The sequence below is a fragment of the Gordonia sp. NPDC003950 genome (assembly GCF_053605205.1).
The window spans coordinates 133,158-149,006 of the sequence record NZ_JBSGIT010000011.1; the positions used below are offsets into that span (position 1 = coordinate 133,158).

General features: G+C 65.9%; 21 protein-coding genes and 1 pseudogene. 10 read left to right on the plus strand and 12 right to left on the minus strand.

Annotated elements, in window-relative coordinates:
• Window positions 1-2: 2 nt before the first annotated feature.
• From ACWETB_RS12105 to ACWETB_RS12120, 4 genes are read left to right on the plus strand one after another with little or no spacing between them, the layout of a single operon-like run.
• On the plus strand, window positions 3-1,019 hold the full coding sequence (locus ACWETB_RS12105) for an FAD:protein FMN transferase (protein ID WP_452211317.1): 1,017 nt from the start codon (window positions 3-5) through the stop codon (window positions 1,017-1,019).
• The gene (locus ACWETB_RS12110) at window positions 1,016-1,582 is read left to right on the plus strand and encodes a ferric reductase-like transmembrane domain-containing protein (protein WP_452211319.1); all 567 of its coding nucleotides are present in this window, start codon (window positions 1,016-1,018) and stop codon (window positions 1,580-1,582) included. Before ACWETB_RS12105 ends, ACWETB_RS12110 begins: the two co-directional genes overlap by 4 nt.
• Window positions 1,579-2,700, plus strand: a complete 1,122-nt coding sequence (locus tag ACWETB_RS12115) for an NADH-ubiquinone oxidoreductase-F iron-sulfur binding region domain-containing protein (RefSeq protein WP_348804538.1) — start codon at window positions 1,579-1,581, stop codon at window positions 2,698-2,700. The genes ACWETB_RS12110 and ACWETB_RS12115 overlap by 4 nt, the downstream gene beginning before the upstream one ends.
• The gene (locus ACWETB_RS12120) at window positions 2,688-2,972 is read left to right on the plus strand and encodes a ferredoxin (protein ID WP_452211321.1); all 285 of its coding nucleotides are present in this window, start codon (window positions 2,688-2,690) and stop codon (window positions 2,970-2,972) included. The genes ACWETB_RS12115 and ACWETB_RS12120 overlap by 13 nt, the downstream gene beginning before the upstream one ends.
• Window positions 2,973-3,343: 371 nt before the next feature.
• Here ACWETB_RS12120 and map read toward each other — a convergent pair whose 3' ends face one another.
• From map to ACWETB_RS12170, 10 genes and pseudogenes are all read right to left on the minus strand, one after another.
• Window positions 3,344-4,138, minus strand: a complete 795-nt coding sequence (map, locus tag ACWETB_RS12125) for a type I methionyl aminopeptidase (protein ID WP_452211323.1) — start codon at window positions 4,136-4,138, stop codon at window positions 3,344-3,346.
• Window positions 4,139-4,182: 44 nt separating this feature from the next.
• Window positions 4,183-4,737 carry an adenylate kinase gene (locus tag ACWETB_RS12130; protein ID WP_348809196.1) on the minus strand — a complete coding sequence of 185 codons (555 nt, stop codon included), beginning with the start codon at window positions 4,735-4,737 and terminating at the stop codon, window positions 4,183-4,185.
• On the minus strand, window positions 4,734-6,056 hold the full coding sequence (gene secY, locus ACWETB_RS12135; RefSeq protein ID WP_452211325.1) for a preprotein translocase subunit SecY: 1,323 nt from the start codon (window positions 6,054-6,056) through the stop codon (window positions 4,734-4,736). The genes ACWETB_RS12130 and secY overlap by 4 nt, the downstream gene beginning before the upstream one ends.
• Window positions 6,057-6,345: 289 nt before the next feature.
• The gene (gene rplO / locus ACWETB_RS12140; protein WP_348804544.1) at window positions 6,346-6,786 is read right to left on the minus strand and encodes a 50S ribosomal protein L15; all 441 of its coding nucleotides are present in this window, start codon (window positions 6,784-6,786) and stop codon (window positions 6,346-6,348) included.
• Window positions 6,787-6,789: 3 nt separating this feature from the next.
• Window positions 6,790-6,969, minus strand: a complete 180-nt coding sequence (gene rpmD / locus ACWETB_RS12145) for a 50S ribosomal protein L30 (protein ID WP_348804545.1) — start codon at window positions 6,967-6,969, stop codon at window positions 6,790-6,792.
• Window positions 6,970-6,972: 3 nt separating this feature from the next.
• On the minus strand, window positions 6,973-7,623 hold the full coding sequence (gene rpsE / locus ACWETB_RS12150) for a 30S ribosomal protein S5 (RefSeq protein WP_348804546.1): 651 nt from the start codon (window positions 7,621-7,623) through the stop codon (window positions 6,973-6,975).
• Window positions 7,624-7,672: 49 nt separating this feature from the next.
• On the minus strand, window positions 7,673-8,077 hold the full coding sequence (gene rplR, locus ACWETB_RS12155) for a 50S ribosomal protein L18 (RefSeq protein WP_449744174.1): 405 nt from the start codon (window positions 8,075-8,077) through the stop codon (window positions 7,673-7,675).
• Between the two features lie 3 nt (window positions 8,078-8,080).
• Complete coding sequence (gene rplF, locus ACWETB_RS12160; protein ID WP_452211328.1) at window positions 8,081-8,617, minus strand: 50S ribosomal protein L6; 537 nt, start codon at window positions 8,615-8,617, stop codon at window positions 8,081-8,083.
• Window positions 8,618-8,632: 15 nt separating this feature from the next.
• Window positions 8,633-9,031, minus strand: a complete 399-nt coding sequence (gene rpsH / locus ACWETB_RS12165) for a 30S ribosomal protein S8 (RefSeq protein ID WP_348804549.1) — start codon at window positions 9,029-9,031, stop codon at window positions 8,633-8,635.
• A gap of 268 nt (window positions 9,032-9,299) precedes the next feature.
• Window positions 9,300-9,705 (minus strand): annotated as a pseudogene (locus ACWETB_RS12170) (hypothetical protein); the annotation flags it as partial.
• A 70-nt stretch (window positions 9,706-9,775) separates the two neighbouring features.
• Between ACWETB_RS12170 and ACWETB_RS12175 the strand changes: the two are divergent.
• From ACWETB_RS12175 to ACWETB_RS12200, 6 genes are all read left to right on the plus strand, one after another.
• Entirely contained in the window at window positions 9,776-9,961 is a 186-nt protein-coding gene (locus tag ACWETB_RS12175) for a hypothetical protein (RefSeq protein ID WP_452211367.1), read from the plus strand.
• Window positions 9,962-10,062: 101 nt separating this feature from the next.
• Window positions 10,063-10,836 carry a DUF2127 domain-containing protein gene (locus ACWETB_RS12180; protein ID WP_449744171.1) on the plus strand — a complete coding sequence of 258 codons (774 nt, stop codon included), beginning with the start codon at window positions 10,063-10,065 and terminating at the stop codon, window positions 10,834-10,836.
• A 136-nt stretch (window positions 10,837-10,972) separates the two neighbouring features.
• On the plus strand, window positions 10,973-12,142 hold the full coding sequence (locus ACWETB_RS12185) for an SPFH domain-containing protein (RefSeq protein ID WP_449744170.1): 1,170 nt from the start codon (window positions 10,973-10,975) through the stop codon (window positions 12,140-12,142).
• Window positions 12,143-12,170: 28 nt separating this feature from the next.
• Window positions 12,171-13,442 (plus strand): hypothetical protein, encoded by a 1,272-nt coding sequence (locus ACWETB_RS12190; RefSeq protein WP_449744169.1) that lies wholly within the window; start codon window positions 12,171-12,173, stop codon window positions 13,440-13,442.
• Window positions 13,439-13,918, plus strand: a complete 480-nt coding sequence (locus ACWETB_RS12195) for a hypothetical protein (RefSeq protein WP_348809190.1) — start codon at window positions 13,439-13,441, stop codon at window positions 13,916-13,918. Before ACWETB_RS12190 ends, ACWETB_RS12195 begins: the two co-directional genes overlap by 4 nt.
• A gap of 182 nt (window positions 13,919-14,100) precedes the next feature.
• Window positions 14,101-14,346, plus strand: coding sequence for a DUF234 domain-containing protein (locus ACWETB_RS12200; protein WP_452211332.1), 246 nt, complete (start codon window positions 14,101-14,103; stop codon window positions 14,344-14,346).
• Window positions 14,347-14,495: 149 nt separating this feature from the next.
• Here ACWETB_RS12200 and ACWETB_RS12205 read toward each other — a convergent pair whose 3' ends face one another.
• Window positions 14,496-14,981: a hypothetical protein gene (locus ACWETB_RS12205; protein WP_449744167.1), complete on the minus strand. Its 486-nt coding sequence runs from the start codon at window positions 14,979-14,981 to the stop codon at window positions 14,496-14,498.
• Entirely contained in the window at window positions 14,978-15,832 is an 855-nt protein-coding gene (locus ACWETB_RS12210; protein ID WP_449744166.1) for a ParA family protein, read from the minus strand. The genes ACWETB_RS12205 and ACWETB_RS12210 overlap by 4 nt, the downstream gene beginning before the upstream one ends.
• Between the last annotated feature and the right edge of the window lie 17 nt (window positions 15,833-15,849).

A 15,849-nucleotide genomic window follows, 5' to 3' on the forward strand; every position in this document is an offset into this window, starting at 1 on the left:
TCATGATCGACACCCACCACGACTCCCCCGCCGTGCCCACGGCCGCCCCCGCAGCCGTCTCCACGGCCGGGTTCTCGGCCATCGGCACCACCGTCACGGTGCTCTGCACCCTCGCCGACGAGCTCGACGATGCCGCCGACCTGCTGCGTCGGCGACTCGCCGAACTCGATCGGGCGGCGTCCCGATTCCGCGCCGATTCCGAACTGGCACAGATCAATACCGTGAGCGCTGAGCGTGCCGCCGCCGATCCCGGCGACTCGGTGTGTCTGCCCGTCGGCGAGGTGCTCGCCCGATGCCTCCGCGCGGCGGTGCACGCCGAGCGACTGACCGACGGACTGGTCTGCGCGTCGCTGGGCGCCGACCTGGCGGCCTGCGGATACGACGACGACATCGACATCGTGCGCGCACGCACCGACATCGGTTCCCTGCCGGTACCCGAACACGCTGCACGGCAACCGGTCTCGCGGCGCACCGACTTCGACGAACAGCGTGCCCGGGTGACACTACCGGCCGGGACCGCACTCGATCTCGGTGCCATCGCCAAGGCGTGGGCGGCCGACACCATCGCCGAGGAACTCGCGCGGTCGGGCTCCGGTGGGTATCTGCTGAACCTCGGCGGCGACACCGCGGTGTCGGGTCTGGTCCCCGGTGACGGGTGGGCGGTGGGCGTCCTCGGACCCGACGGCGCACAGGTGCAGGTCGTTCGCTCCGACGGCCAGGCATTCGCCACCTCGTCGACGAGGCTGCGGACGTGGCGGCAGCACGGGCGCCACCGGCATCACATCATCGACCCGCGGACCGGGATGCCCGCCCACACGCGGTGGGCCCAGGCGACCTGTGCGGCTCCGACGGCGGTCCAGGCCAACGCCGCGTCGACCGCCGCGGTCATCCTCGATGACCGCGCCCCGGACTGGCTGACCGCCCGCCGGGTTCCGGCGTGCCTCATCGCCGCCGATCACCAGATCACCACCGCCCCCGGATGGCCCGGCATCACAACCCCTGCGGTGGGTGTGTCATGACCAGTCCGTGGCTATGGTTCGCCTCCCGCGCCTGCGGCATCGTCAGTCTGATGTTGCTCACCGCGGTCGTCGTGCTCGGTGCCGCCACCGCCGTCGGCCTCCGACCCGAGAGCTCCCTCACCGCGGTCGCGGTGAGCCTGCATCGCACCCTCGCCCTGGGCACCACCGTGTTCGTCGCCATCCACATCTCGACCGCCGTCCTCGACGCCTACGTCGACCTGGGATGGATCGCGGTGGTCGTGCCGTTCACCTCCGATTACCACCGCATGTGGGTGGGTGTGGGTGCCATCGCCGTCGACATCTTCATCCTCGTGCTCGTCACGTCGATTCTGCGGCTGCGCCTGTCCCATCGGGTCTGGCGGGCCGTGCACTGGCTGTCGTATCTGCTCGCGGCGAGCGCGGTCCTGCACGGACTGACGATGTCCGCCGACGATCAGCAGGCGTTGCGGATCGTCACCGTGGCCTGCGGTCTCGTCATGGCGGCGGCCACCGCGTGGCGCCTGCTCAGTCGCACCGCCGATCGCCGCCGGCGCGCCGAGATCGCGATCGGAGGTTGGACATGAACGCCATCGCCGACCTGCTGACCGACGCAGGCCTCACCGGGCGGGGCGGCGCCGGGTTCCCCACCGGCGTCAAAGTGGATCTGGCACACCGCCACGGCGCCGATCTCATCATCAACGCCTGCGACGGCGAGATCGACGCGACCAAGGACGGATGGGTCATCGCTCACCGCCTCGACGCGGTTCTCACCGGCGCCCGGCTGCTGACCGCCGGCCGGATTCGGGTTGCGGCACATCGCGGTTCGGCTGCCCTCGCCATCCTCGACGAGCACGGGTGTGACACCGTCGCGGTACCGCACCGCTACGTCGCCTCCGAGGAGTCCTCGCTGGTGAGTCTGGCCCATGGCGGGCAGGCCCGTCCGCTGATGCGGTGGTCGCCGGTGACCGCCGGCGCCCGCGGTCACGACGGTCGCCGACTCCGGCCGACGCTCGTCCTCAATGCCGAAACCGTGTGGCGTGCAGCCCAGATCGCCGATCGTGGAGTGCGCTGGTTCCGCTCCTTCGGTACGCGGGCCGAGCCCGGACCCCGACTGGTGACAGTGGCCAACGGTGTCGGCAGACCCGGAGTCGTCGAGGCGGAGGCCGGCCCGCGGGTCGGTGATCTCCTCGGGCTCGCCGGCGGTCAGACCGTTGCGGCACAGGCGTTCTGGCTCGGCGGACTCGGCGGCGGATTCCTGCCGGCCGCCGACGCGTCACGAACCGCGTGGTCTCGGGCCGGGTTGGCGCCGCATCACGTTCGCATGGGAGCTGCGACCGTCCGTCTGATCGAGGCCGATGCCGATCCGTGGGCGCAGGTGGCGGCCGCACTCGACTACGCCGCGGCCGAAACCGCCGGGCAGTGCGGGCCATGCATGTTCGGTCTGCCCGCGATCGCCTCCACCGTCGCCGACCTCCGCAACGCCGACGATCCCGGCGCGGCATCACACCTGACCCGTCGAGTCGCGATGGTGCGCGGCCGCGGTGCATGCCGATTCCCCGACGGCGTCGCGGATTTCGTCGCGTCGGCGCTCGAGGTGTTCGGAGCGCCTCGCCGACCCGAGTCTGCGCCGAGCGAGTTGACGCAGAGTGAGTTGACGCAGAGGGAGTTGACACGGACAGGAGCACACCCATGTCCTGGTTGACCTCGCTCACCGGCCGGGCCGGCACCGACGAATCCGGACCGGCACCGACCCTCGTCGTCGATCGAATTGCCTGCACGGGCAGGGGAATCTGCGCGCACCTGCTGCCCGAGTCCATCCACCTCGACGAGTGGGGATACCCCATCATCGTCGACGAGCATCCCGATCCCCGCGCCGCTCGGACCGCCATGTCCCTGTGTCCCACCGGCGCACTGCATGAGATCCGACAGGAGCGTCAGATCCAAAAGGAGCGGCAGATCAGCAAGAAGGAGTAGTCACCGAGACACCGCCACCGCTATCGCATACCGCCAACGATCACCATCCGAAACCGCACAACCCGAAGGAGTTTCATCCCATGAATCATTGGAACGACATCTTCTACGTCATCCAGAACCTGCTCAACCAGTTCGACATGATCTCACTGTTCCCCCACTACTGATCGTCGGCAGTTCACGGAATCGAGATCTCGTGTCGGTGATCGACGACTCCCATCCCGGTGCGGCCGTTCTACTCCAGCGCGTCCTCACCGATCAGGCGACATCCGGTGACAGCGTCGACGATGTGCGCACGCGCATCGTCGACGCTGCGCGGGACCAGTTCCTGATCAACATCCGGGATGCGCCGACCGCCGCCGAGGGCCGATACCTCATTCGGGGCGCTGTGTCAGAATGCGCGGGCCGTCGGCGGTCACCGCGACGGTGTGTTCCCAGTGCGCCGAACGTGAACCGTCGTCGGTGACGACGGTCCAGTCGTCGTCGAGTACCGATGTCTCGGTGGTACCCAACGTCAGCATGGGTTCGATCGCGAGGGTCGAACCGATCACCAGCAGTGGGCCTTTGCCGGGTTCCCCTTCGTTGGCGAGGAAGGGCTCGAGATGCATCTCGCGGCCGATGCCGTGCCCGCCGTAGCCGTCGACGATGCCGAAGGACCGACTGAACTTTCGTTCCGCGTCGTGGGTTCCGGTCTCGATGGCGTGGGAGATGTCGGTCAATCGCGCACCGTCGATCATGGCGGCGATCCCCGCCTCCATCGACAACCGCGTGGCCTCGGACAGTTCCGAATCCGCCTGCGACAGGTCACCGACGCCGAAGGTCCACGCCGAATCCCCGTGCCAGCCCTCGAGAACGGCCCCGCAGTCGATGGACACGAGATCGCCCTCGGCGAGGATCACATCCGCCGAGGGGATCCCGTGCACCACAACATCGTTGACCGAGGAACAGATGGTGCCGGGAAACCCGTGGTAACCCTTGAAGGACGGGACCGCGCCGGCCTGCCGGATGACGGTCTCGGCGATCTCGTCGAGATCCAGGGTGCTCACACCCGGCTTCGAGGCGTGGCGAACGGCGACGAGCGCCGCACCCACCACCGCACCGGCCGCGGCCATCGCGTCGAGTTCTCCTGCACTGCGGAAGGGCACTCGTTTACGCTTGCGAAATCCCATGACCGGCCCCGGTTCGGTTCCTTCGATTCGTTTGGAGGATGACGTCAGGACACGCCCGCGCCAAGCGCGCTCAGCACCCGCTGATGCACGTCCTGCACGTCGCCGACCGCGTCGATCGTCTTGACCTGATCACCGTAGTAGTCGAGCAACGGTGCGGTTTCCTTCTGATACACCGCCATCCGGTTACGGATGACCTCTTCGGTGTCGTCGGCACGACCACGCGCCAGCATCCGCTCAACCACCACGTCGGCGTCGACGACGAAGGACAGCACCGCGTCCAGCGAGGTCTCCAGTGCGGACAGGATGTCCTTGAGTGCATCGGCCTGCTCGGTCGACCGCGGGAAGCCGTCCAGGATGAATCCCTTGGACGCATCGGGTTCCCCGACGCGGGCGCGCACCATGTCGACGGTGATCTCGGACGGGACCAGGTCACCGGCGTCGAGGTAGCGCTTGGCCTCGATACCGACCGCGGTTCCCTGTGAGATGTTGGCGCGGAACAGGTCTCCGGTGGAGATGTGCGGGATGCCGAGCGCTTCGCTCAACAGTTCCGCCTGGGTACCTTTACCTGCTCCGGGGGGGCCGAGAATGACAAGTCTCACTTCAGGAATCCTTCGTACTTGCGTTGCATCAATTGACTGTTGATCTGCTTCATCGTGTCCAGTCCCACACCGACCATGATCAGGACGGCCGTGCCCCCAAATGGCAGGTTCTGAACACCACCGCTGTTACCGATCTCGAGGAACAGGTTTGGCAGTACCGCGATGATACCCAGGTAGATCGAACCCGGCAGCGTGATGCGACTGAGGACATAGCCGAGATAGTCGGCCGTCGGCTGTCCCGGACGAATACCCGGAATGAAGCCGCCGTACTTCTTCATGTCATCGGCACGCTCTTCCGGATTGAATGTCACCGCCACATAGAAATATGTGAAGAAGATGATCATCAGGAAGTAGACGATGATGTAGACGTAATTGCTCGGGTCGGCCAGATACGTCGCCACCCACCGCTGCCAGCTCGACTGCGTGCCGTCGGAGGACTGGGTGAGCTGGACGATCAGCTGCGGCAGATACAGCAGTGAGGACGCGAAGATCACCGGGATGACGCCGGCCTGGTTGACCTTCAACGGCAGATAGGTCGACGAACCGCCGTACATCTTGCGGCCCACCATGCGCTTGGCGTACTGCACCGGGATACGGCGCTGTCCCTGCTCGATGAACACCACGCCGGCCACGATGACCAACACCGCGACGACGACGAGACCGAAGACCAGGCCGCCGCGGCTGGTGAGGATGGCACGTCCCTCGGCGGGGATGCGGGCGGCGATACCGGCGAAGATCAGCAGCGACATGCCGTTGCCGATGCCGCGCTCGGTGATCAGCTCACCGAACCACATCACCAGGCAGGCACCCGCGGTCATCACCAGCACGATGATGGTCAGGCCGAAGATGCTCTTGTCGTTGAGGATGTTGTCGCCACAGCTGGCCGGCAGCAGATTGCCACGATCGGCCAGCGCCACGATGCCGGTGGACTGCAGCAACGCCAACGCCACCGTGAGGTAGCGGGTGTACTGCGTCATCTTGGCCTGGCCGGACTGGCCTTCCTTGCGCAGTTGCTCGAACCGCGGGATGACCACGGTGAGCAGCTGGACGATGATGCTCGCCGTGATGTACGGCATGATGCCGATCGCGAACACCGACAGCTGCAGCAGCGCACCACCGGAGAACAGGTTGATCAGCGAGTAGACCTGATTGCCGCCGCCACTGTTGATGGTGTCGATGCACTTGTGCACCTCGACGTAGTTGACACCCGGCGACGGAACCGTGGCCCCGAGGCGATACAGGACGATGATGCCGATGACGAAGAGGATCTTCTTCCTCAGATCGGGCGTCCGTAAGGCCGCGATGAGGGGGGAGAGCACTAATTCCTCCTAGAGCACACGTGCTCACCGCCCGGACCCTTCAGGCGCGCATGCTCGACAATCGACGATGATCTTGCGGGATGTGTGCAAGCAACGGTCACGGCATCGGTCACGAGGCCCGGTCACGAGGTGTGCACACACACAACGATGCAAACTCTAACAGCCGCGGAAAACCACCTGCGCAACGCCGGTCGTCGGCGTTGAGATGGCCTTTCTGCCGCGGCGACGCCAAGGTCCGCGGGTGTGGCGAGGCAATCTGCACACACTCCGCGGACCCGGCGAATCCGACTCAGAGTTCGGTGACGCTGCCACCGGCAGCGGCGATCTTCTCCTTGGCGGATGCAGTGAACTTGTCGGCGGTCACGTCGACCTTGACGCCCAGTTCCCCGTCGCCGAGGACCTTGACGAGCCGGTTCTTGCGCACGGCGCCGGCGGCGACGAGTTCGTCGACGCCGATGGTGCCACCCTGCGGGAACAGACGGGCGATGTCGCCCACGTTGACGACCTGGTACTCGACCCGGTTGCGATTGGTGAAGCCCTTGAGCTTCGGCAGTCGCATGTGGATCGGCATCTGGCCGCCCTCGAATGCGGCGGGCACGTTCTTGCGTGCCTTGGTGCCCTTGGTGCCGCGACCGGCGGTCTTACCCTTGGAGCCCTCACCGCGACCCACGCGGGTCTTGTCGGTCTTCGCGCCCGGAGCGGGGCGAAGGTGATGGAGCTTGATGGTCATTGCTTAAACCTCTTCGACTGTCACGAGGTGCCGGACCACGTTGATGAGGCCGCGGTTGACGGCGGTGTCCTCACGGGTGACCGACTTGCGGATGCCGCGCAGACCGAGGGTCCGCAGGCTGTCACGCTGGTTCTGCTTGGTACCGATGGTGCCCTTGACCTGGGTGATCTTCAGCTGTGCCATCTCTTACACTCCTTGGCCGGCACGGGCGCGGAGCATACCGGCCGGTGCCACGTCTTCGATCGGGAGTCCGCGGCGGGCCGCGACCTCTTCCGGACGCTGCAGCATCTTCAGGGCCGCGACGGTGGCGTGGACCACGTTGATCGCGTTGTCCGAGCCGAGGCTCTTGGCGAGGACGTCGTGGACGCCCGCGCATTCGAGCACGGCACGCACCGCGCCACCGGCGATCACACCGGTACCGGGGCTGGCCGGGCGGAGCATCACGACACCGGCGGCGGCCTCACCCTGAACCGGGTGGGTCACGGTGCCACCGATCAGCGGGACGCGGAAGAAGTTCTTGCGAGCCTCTTCGACACCCTTCTGGATCGCGGCCGGAACTTCCTTGGCCTTGCCGTAGCCGACGCCGACCATGCCCTGTCCGTCTCCGACCACCACGAGAGCGGTGAAGGAGAAGCGGCGGCCACCCTTGACCACCTTGGACACACGGTTGATGGCGACGACCCGCTCGAGCTGGTTGCGGTCCTGGTCGCGGCCACCGCGGTCGTTGCCGCCGCGACGGTCGCGGCCGCCCCGGCGATCGTTGCGGTCGCCACCTTGGTTGTTGTTGTTGTCGTTTCCGGCGGGTCCGTTTCCGCCGTCACGCTGACGTCCGGGCATCAGAGGTTCCCTCCGGTCATATTGGTCTTGCTGGTGTAGATGGTCATCATCAGAACTGCAGGCCTCCCTCACGGGCGGCGTCGGCGAGCGCGGCGATCCGGCCGTGGTATTCCTTGCCACCACGGTCGAACACGACGGTCTCGACACCTGCTGCCTTGGCGCGGGCGGCGATCAGTTCGCCGACCTTGCGGGCCTGCGCGGACTTGTCGCCACCGGCGGCACGGACGTCGGCCTCGATGGTCGACGCGGCGGCCAGGGTCTTGCCGACCTGGTCGTCGATCAGCTGCACGTGGATGTGACGGCTGCTGCGCTTGACGGCCAGACGCGGACGCTCGGCGGTGCCGGCGACCTTCTTGCGCAGGCGGAAGTGACGACGGTTGGTCGCGGTGCGACGACGCGTCGAGACGTCCTTGCCGAGCGGCTTGCGAACATTCTTGGTTGCTGTATCACTCATGGCTTACTTACCCGTCTTTCCGACCTTGCGACGGATCTGCTCACCCTCGTAGCGAATGCCCTTGCCCTTGTAGGGGTCCGGACGACGCAGGCGGCGGATGTTCGCCGAGATCTGGCCGACTTGCTGCTTGTCGATACCCGACACCGAGAACTTGGTGGGCGACTCGACGGCAAAGGTGATGCCCTCGGGAGCCTCGATCGGCACGGGATGGCTGTAACCGAGCGCGAATTCCAGGTCCCGGCCCTTGGCCTGGACGCGGTAACCGACACCGAAGATCTCCATCTTGGTGGTGTAGCCCTTGGTGACACCCTCGACGAGGTTGTTCACCAGCGAACGGTTCAGGCCGTGCAGGGCGCGATTACGACGCTCGTCGTTGGGGCGGGTCACCACGATGGCGCCGTCTTCCTGAGCGACGACGATCGGCGCGGTGACGTTGTGGCAGAGTTCGCCCTTGGGTCCCTTGACGGTGATGGTCTGTCCGTCGATGGCGACGGTGACGCCCGCGGGGATCTGGATCGGGTTCTTACCGATACGCGACATTGTTGCTACCTCCCCTTACCAGACGTAGGCGAGGACTTCGCCGCCCACGCCCTGGTTGGCTGCCTGGCGGTCGGTGAGCAGGCCCGACGACGTGGAGATGATGGCCACGCCGAGGCCGCCCAGAACCTTGGGCAGGTTGTTGGACTTGGCGTACACCCGCAGACCCGGCTTGGACACGCGGCGAAGGCCGGCGATGCTGCGCTCCCGGGAGGGGCCGTACTTGAGGGAGACGACGAGGTTCTTGCCGACCTCGGCGTCTTCGGTGCGGTAGTCGGTGATGTAACCCTCGCGCTTGAGGATCTCAGCGATGTTCACCTTCAGTTTCGACGAGGGCAGGGTCACCTCGTCGTGGAACGCCGAGTTGGCGTTACGCAGACGCGTCAAGAAGTCTGCGATCGGGTCAGTCATGGTCATGGTTGACCGTCAACCTTTCTCGTAGCGGTTCCCATACAGCGCCGATCCGTGAGGATTACTCCCCTGACCTGCGGTGGGCCTTCCACGAAGTGGATAGTTGTGTGATGTCTCGTCGCCGATGCCCTTGGCTTTTCGCCGGCATCGGAGACTATTCAGTTGTGTTCTGCACCGGGGTGCAGACGAACGTCCCGGACACCCGAGGTGCACAGGCAACCGGTCTAGTGTAGAGAATTCCCTGGCCAGACCCAAATCGTCGTTCGTGTGGGGGTCACGCCGCCATCAGCGAGAAGCGCACCAACCACCGGCGGAGGAGGCCGACGACGGTGCCCTTCTCGAGGTCGGTCCACAGCCAGCGGACGACCATGGTCCCCATCGCCCGCAGCCGATCCTCGCGCTGCTTCTCCCGGATCACGGCGTCGGAAGCCTCCTCCCCCGGCCGGAAGTGCTTCTGGTACTTGACCTTTCCGTCGAACTTGCCGACGAGCAGCCCATCCCGGTCAAAGTCGGTGCGCGCCACCCCCCTACCTCGTCGTCGACGGTGTGCTGCAGCCGCGGCTGGAGCAGGCCCGCCTCGATCATCTGCGCCCGACTCCACGATTCGCCGGGGCTTTCGGCTCTGCCGTCCGCCCACCCCGCAGCGCGCGTCGGGCGGTACTCACGCCGAGTCGGCGGCCACCTCCCGAGGTTGGCGTCGGTGAAGCCTGCGGCGATGGCCACGTGCCGGTACGTTGCGGACAAACCCGCGTGCCGCGGTTCCAGCTGTCATCGTCCGCACTCACCGATGTCGCCACCACCTGCACGTCGACGGATGGTCGATGGGTCGGGACTGTTCGGCTCGAGTCGATCGCGGAGGTCGACGAGGTGTGGCTGCTCTACACGAAGGGCGGCTTCATCGACCGGGATTGGTACCGCTTCGTCTGGCACTTCTGAACGTCTGGAAATTCGGCGTTCACGACCTATCCGGCGACGCGGGTGTGCCCACCGGATGACAGTCATGCTCGCCCACCGGAACCCGGCGGTAACCTGCCCGAATGGACTGGGAAGTACTGTCATGCGGGCTGCGTGGACACGAGACGTACCGGCCCGACGAAGCCGAGCTCGCCGACCGTCTCCAGGTGACCACCGTCGCCGGCGAAGCGTGGCGATGCCTGCGCTGCGGCGACTTCGTCGTCGGCGAGCCACGACGGCACGGTCCGGCCGACCATGCACCGGAAGTCCCACGAGGCGCATTGTTGCGCGACCTGATCATCATGCGGCTGCTCGCCGCCGAACGACTGATCCGCGGCCTGTTTCTGCTGGTGGCCGGAATCTTCGTCATCGAGCTGCGTCACAGCCAACAGTCATTGCAGGACAAGTTCAATCAGGAACTGCCCCTGCTCCGCCCGCTGGCCGACCAGATCGGCTGGAACATCGACGATTCCAAGGTCGTGCAGTGGGTAGAGAAGGCCACCAGCCTGTCGGCCACCGCCATCGTCCTCATCGGATGTGCGGTATTACTCTATGCCGCAAGCCAATTCGTCGAGGCTTACGGACTCTGGTTCGCCAAGCGATGGGGTGAGTACTTCGCGGTCATCGTCACCGGCGCGTTCATCCCACTCGAGGTCTACGAACTCCTCGAACGGACCACCGTGCTCCGCGTCGGACTGCTGACGATCAACATCGCCGCCGTGGTGTGGCTGATCTGGAGCAAACGCTTGTTCGGACTCCGCGGCGGTGGCGCGGCGTATCACGCCGAGCACAGTGCCGAGAGTCTGCTGACGGTGGAGCGCGCGGCGGTGGAATCACACGCCCAGGCCAGTCGCTGATCGTCCACGCGGTCACATCTCCCGGCCGCTTTGCCATTCGTCCGAACGTCCGACACGTCATACTGCAGATCACGCATATCGCCCTACAGTTGGGGGCTGCACGCGGACCGTTGCACACACGACATCGGAGGCCCCAGTGGGAGTCATCGCCAAACTCAAGGGTGAGCTCGTTGACATCATCGAGTGGCTCGATGATTCACGGACGACGCTGGCCTGGCGGTTCCCTCGCTATCAGAACGAGATCAAGAACGGCGCACAGCTGATCGTTCGCGAGGGCCAGCGGGCAGTGTTCGTCTACCGCGGCCAGCTCGCCGACGAATTCGGGCCCGGCCACTACGAACTCACCACCGAGAACCTGCCGATCCTGTCGACGCTGCAGGGCTGGAAGCACGGCTTCGACAGCCCTTTCCGCAGCGAGGTCTACTTCATCAACACCCGCCCGGTCACCGAGATGCGTTGGGGCACACCAAATCCCATCACCATCCGAGACCCCGAGTTCAAGTTGGTGCCGGTCCGCGCCAACGGCCTGTGCGTCGTGCGGGTCGCCGACCCGGCGATCTTCCTGCGTCAGGTGATCGGCACCGACAGCAACGTCGACGTCGACGAGGTCGGCGAGTTGTTGCGACGAGTGATCGCCCAGGCCTTCGCCGACCTCATCATCAAGTCCGGTGTCGGCGTCCTCGACCTGCAGGGTCGCGTCGGGGAGATCGCCGCCCAGTTGCGTCAACTGGTGGCCGAACGTGTCGACGACGAGTACGGCCTCGCCATCGACGACGTCATCCTCAACGTCTCCCTGCCCGAGGAGATCACCGCGGCGATCACGCGTGGCGTCGCCCGTGGCCTCGAGGAGCAGGGTTTCCTGGATCAGGTCGACGACATGCAGAAGTTCCAGCAGGGACGCCTCGGCGACGCCCTGGTGACCGGCGCACAGAACGGCGGCGGCGTCAGCGACTTCCTGGGCGCCGGAATGGGTTTGGCACTCGGACAGCAGGTCGGTGACGCGATCGCGGGCGCCCCGGCGGCGCAGCCGGGCGTGGCGCCGAGTGCACCACCGCCGCTGCCGACGGCGAGCTTCCATGTCGAGCAGAATGGCCAGGCCGTCGGACCGTACACCGTCGCGCAGATCCAGGCGTCGGTGGCGGCCGGCGCGGTCACCGCAGCGACACTGGTGTGGTCGCCGGAGTTGACCCAGTGGACCGCGGCCGGCCGGGTCCCGGCGCTCGCTCCCCTGTTTGCAGCGCCACCCCCGCTGCCGCCGCGACCGGCCACCCCACCGCCGCCGCCCACCGCCGGACCGAACGGCTGATCACCGCGCCGACCCTCGAGGACCGCAGATGAACGCACCCCAGCCACCCGGACCCGGGCAGTACCGGCCGCCGACACCACCGCCATTGCTGCCCCATGCGTCCGCGCCGCCACCAACCGTGCCGCACCCGGCCCCGCCACCACCGCCCCCGGTTCCGCAGCCACCGGTTGCTCAGCCCTCGCCGCCCGGGACGTTGCACGTCACGGAGAACACCCGCACCTTCCCGTGCGTCAACTGTGGTGATGACCTGGAATTCGACCCCGCGTCGGGCTTGTTGTCCTGTCCGAGTTGCGGATCCACCCGCGCGATTCAACTCGATCCCACCCAACACGTCGGGCAGCACGACCTGCGCGATCAGCGCGTCGGCCAACTCAGCACACCCGGACTGCTGTCGCCAAGTGACCCGGCGGCCGCCATCGAGCATCAGGTCACCTGCCAGAACTGCGGCGGCGCAGTCATTTTCACCGGAACGCTGACCGCCACCCGCTGCCCGTACTGCGCCTCGCCGATCCAGCGCGGCGACGTGCACGCCGCGCCCGAGGTCCTGCCGGTCGACGGGGTGATCCCGTTCCGGGTCGACGACGATGCCGCAACGAAATCCATTGAACAGTGGATACATTCACGATGGTTCGCCCCGTCGGAGTTCAAGAAGTACCGACAGCTGGGATCACTGCAGAGCGTGTACTTCTCGTATTTCAGTTACACCACCACGGCACACACGTCGTATCAGGGTGAACGCGGCGACGACTACACGGTGACCGTGGGTTCCGGCAAGGACCGGCGCACCGAGACCCGCACCCGCTGGCGTTCGGTGAGCGGACTCGTCACCGACCAGTTCACCGAGGTGCCGGCCCTGGCCAACGACGGCATCGATCCGCATCGGGTCGAGGCGCTCAAACCGTGGCCGGTCGAGCAGGCCCAGCCGTTCACCGGGCAGTTCCTCGCCGGGCATCTCGCGCGCAGCTATGACCACGGGCCCGACGAGACCTTCGGCCGTGCCCGCGCCGAGGAGATCGACCCGGCGATCGAGTCGTCGGTGCGCAGCGACATCGGTGGCGACAAACAGCGAATTCACTCCTCGCACACCGACTTCAATCCCCTGCGTTTCCGCTACCTGCTGGTGCCGATCTGGCTGCTCACCGTGATCTACGGCGGCAAGCCCTTCCAGGTCTACATCAACGGTGTGACCGGTGAGGTCCAAGGCGACCGGCCCTACAGCGTGGTCAAGATCGTCTCCGCGATCACCGCTGCGATCATCGTCATCGTCGGAATCTTTGTGCTGTACCGGTATCTGTCATGATGATCCTCGTTCTCGGCGCTGCCGTGGTGGTCGGCATCGCGCTCGTTGTGGCACTGGTGATTGTCGTCGTCGTGCTCATCAGATCCGGGCGGCAGCAATCGGAGAGTTCGGCGGTCCTCTATCCCGGACATCAGCCGAGTGCACCACCTGGTTGGGCGCTCGGCCATGATCCGGAGGTACGCCTCTACCGGCGCATGCAGCACGCGATGGGCCCGCTGTATGCGGTCTCCACGGGGGACGCCGGTTTCATCGACAGCCGCGTCCGACTCGAACTCTCGGTGGCGCAGATGGGTGCGCAGTTGGTGGCGCTGTCCGGCGCGGATCGCAGGTTCACCGGGCCGGTGCTCGACGGCGCCAACGTCTGGGTCTCCCACCTGGAGGCACTGATACCCGGCCTGCTGGCCGGCTCACCGGTGTCCTATGCCGAGGTCGACGGACTCGTCGGCGAACTGCCGAAGGCGTTGGGGCGCGGGTAGTCGACGTCGTGGTCGGCCACATCATCTTGAGCCAACTCACCCGCGGCGCGTGGGCACGACCCTGTTGATCAGCGAGTTCGGTCAAGACCTGCCGGTGGTGATGTACACGGCGACCGGTCAGGCCGAGCGCGGCGAACTCCGGGTGGTCGCGCACTACCGAACCGAGATCGAACGAGGGCTCGGTGACTCGATTCTGCCGGTTCTCGTCGAGTCCCTCAACGATTTCATGGGGGGCTCGTTGGGAGGATATGGTGGCCCGCCACGTGCGGCGACTTGCCGCCGACGGCGTCATCGGTCCGGACATCATCGCCGTCGGACGTTGGTGGAACAAGACCTCCTCCGTCGAAATCGACATCGCCGCGCTGTCACGCCGCGGTCGCAGAGTGTCCGGTGTGCGGAGAGGTCAAGTGGCGCAGTGTCATCGATGATCCGCGTATCTTGCGAGGGCTTCAGCGCAAGGCGGCCGAGCTCGCCGGCGACGGTCCCGTCAGCTATCTACTGGCCGCGCGTGACAGGGTCGAGACAGACGAATCCGTCCTCACCGTTACGGCTACGGACGTATTCGCTTTGCAACGTCCTACCGAAACACGCTCCCCTTGTTCTCCGACGCCTCAACCCGTTCGACAATCCACGCACTGATGACGGCCGTGCTGCGTTTACGGCTCATCTCTTTACGAGTGTCGAGCTCCTCCTCGGCGATGATGTCGCGGAGTTGTTCGAGATCGAGTGCACCGAGCTTCTCGGCCAGCCCAGCCGCACCCGACTCACGGTAGACGACAAAAGGATCGAGGACCGCTGGCCGACGAACCTGCTTCTTCGCGGGCGCGCGCTTGCGCGGCGCGGGTGCCGCAACGGGAGTGGGCGCAGCTCCGTCAGAACGCAGCGAGTCGATGACCCCGACGAGCGCCGCGGCAAAACGACTCGACTTGTCGGCCTCGTCGATGATGACCCGGGTGAGACCGGCGATCAGTTGCGCCGCTTGCGGATTCTTGGTGTCGAGCTGTGCGAGCGCACCACCGACGGCCTGATACTCGATCCGACGTCGGGCGTCGTCGTTACTCATAGTTTCTCCTGCGCCTCGGTCATGACGTCGGTCGTCAGACTGCGGAATTGGTCGAACTGGCCCTGGTTTCCGTACTTGACCTTGAGAGTCCCGTACGAGGTGAACTCCGCGGCTGCGGCAATGGAATTCGACTCGTTGATGTAGCTCGGCAACACGTTCTGGATGGACGGATCACGGCGGAGACGTTTGGTTGTCGAACGGTGCACGGCGGAGTTGGCCTTGTACTTGGTGATCACCACACCCAATTCGAAGATCTCCCTGCCGATCTCGTCACCGAACCTGCGGACACGGTTCTGAATCTGCGGAATACCGTAGGTGGACAGATGATCCGGGATCGTCGGGATGATGTAGGCGTCCGCCGCGGCCAGCCCGTTGAGGGTTACCGGACCGATGTTCGGTGGGCAGTCGATCAGGACGTAGTCATAGAAGTCGATCACCGGGGCAATCGCCTTCCGCAGAAAGCCGGTGCCGTCACCCGAGGCGTCACCCCGTACCCGCAGCGCGCTCAACTCCTCCTGCATCTCGATGAGATCGAGCGAGGAGGCGAGCAGATCCACCGTCGTCACCTTCTTCACCGGTGACACACCGCGTTCGATCGCCTCGTCGAGCCGGAAGTACTGGGTGCCGTGGACGGCGTCGGAGAACAGCGAGGCGAGGGTCCGTCCGTTGGTGTTGAGTTCGAACCAGCGTTCCTCGCTGATCATCACGGTGGTGAGGTTGATCTGCGAGTCGAGGTCGATGAGCAGCACCCGCTGCCCGAACTCCGCCGACATGAACTCCGCCAACCCGCCGGTGACGGTGGTCTTGCCGACCCCGCCCTTCAAGCTGATCGTCGCGATCACCTTAGCCATGGAAAACTCTCACCTTT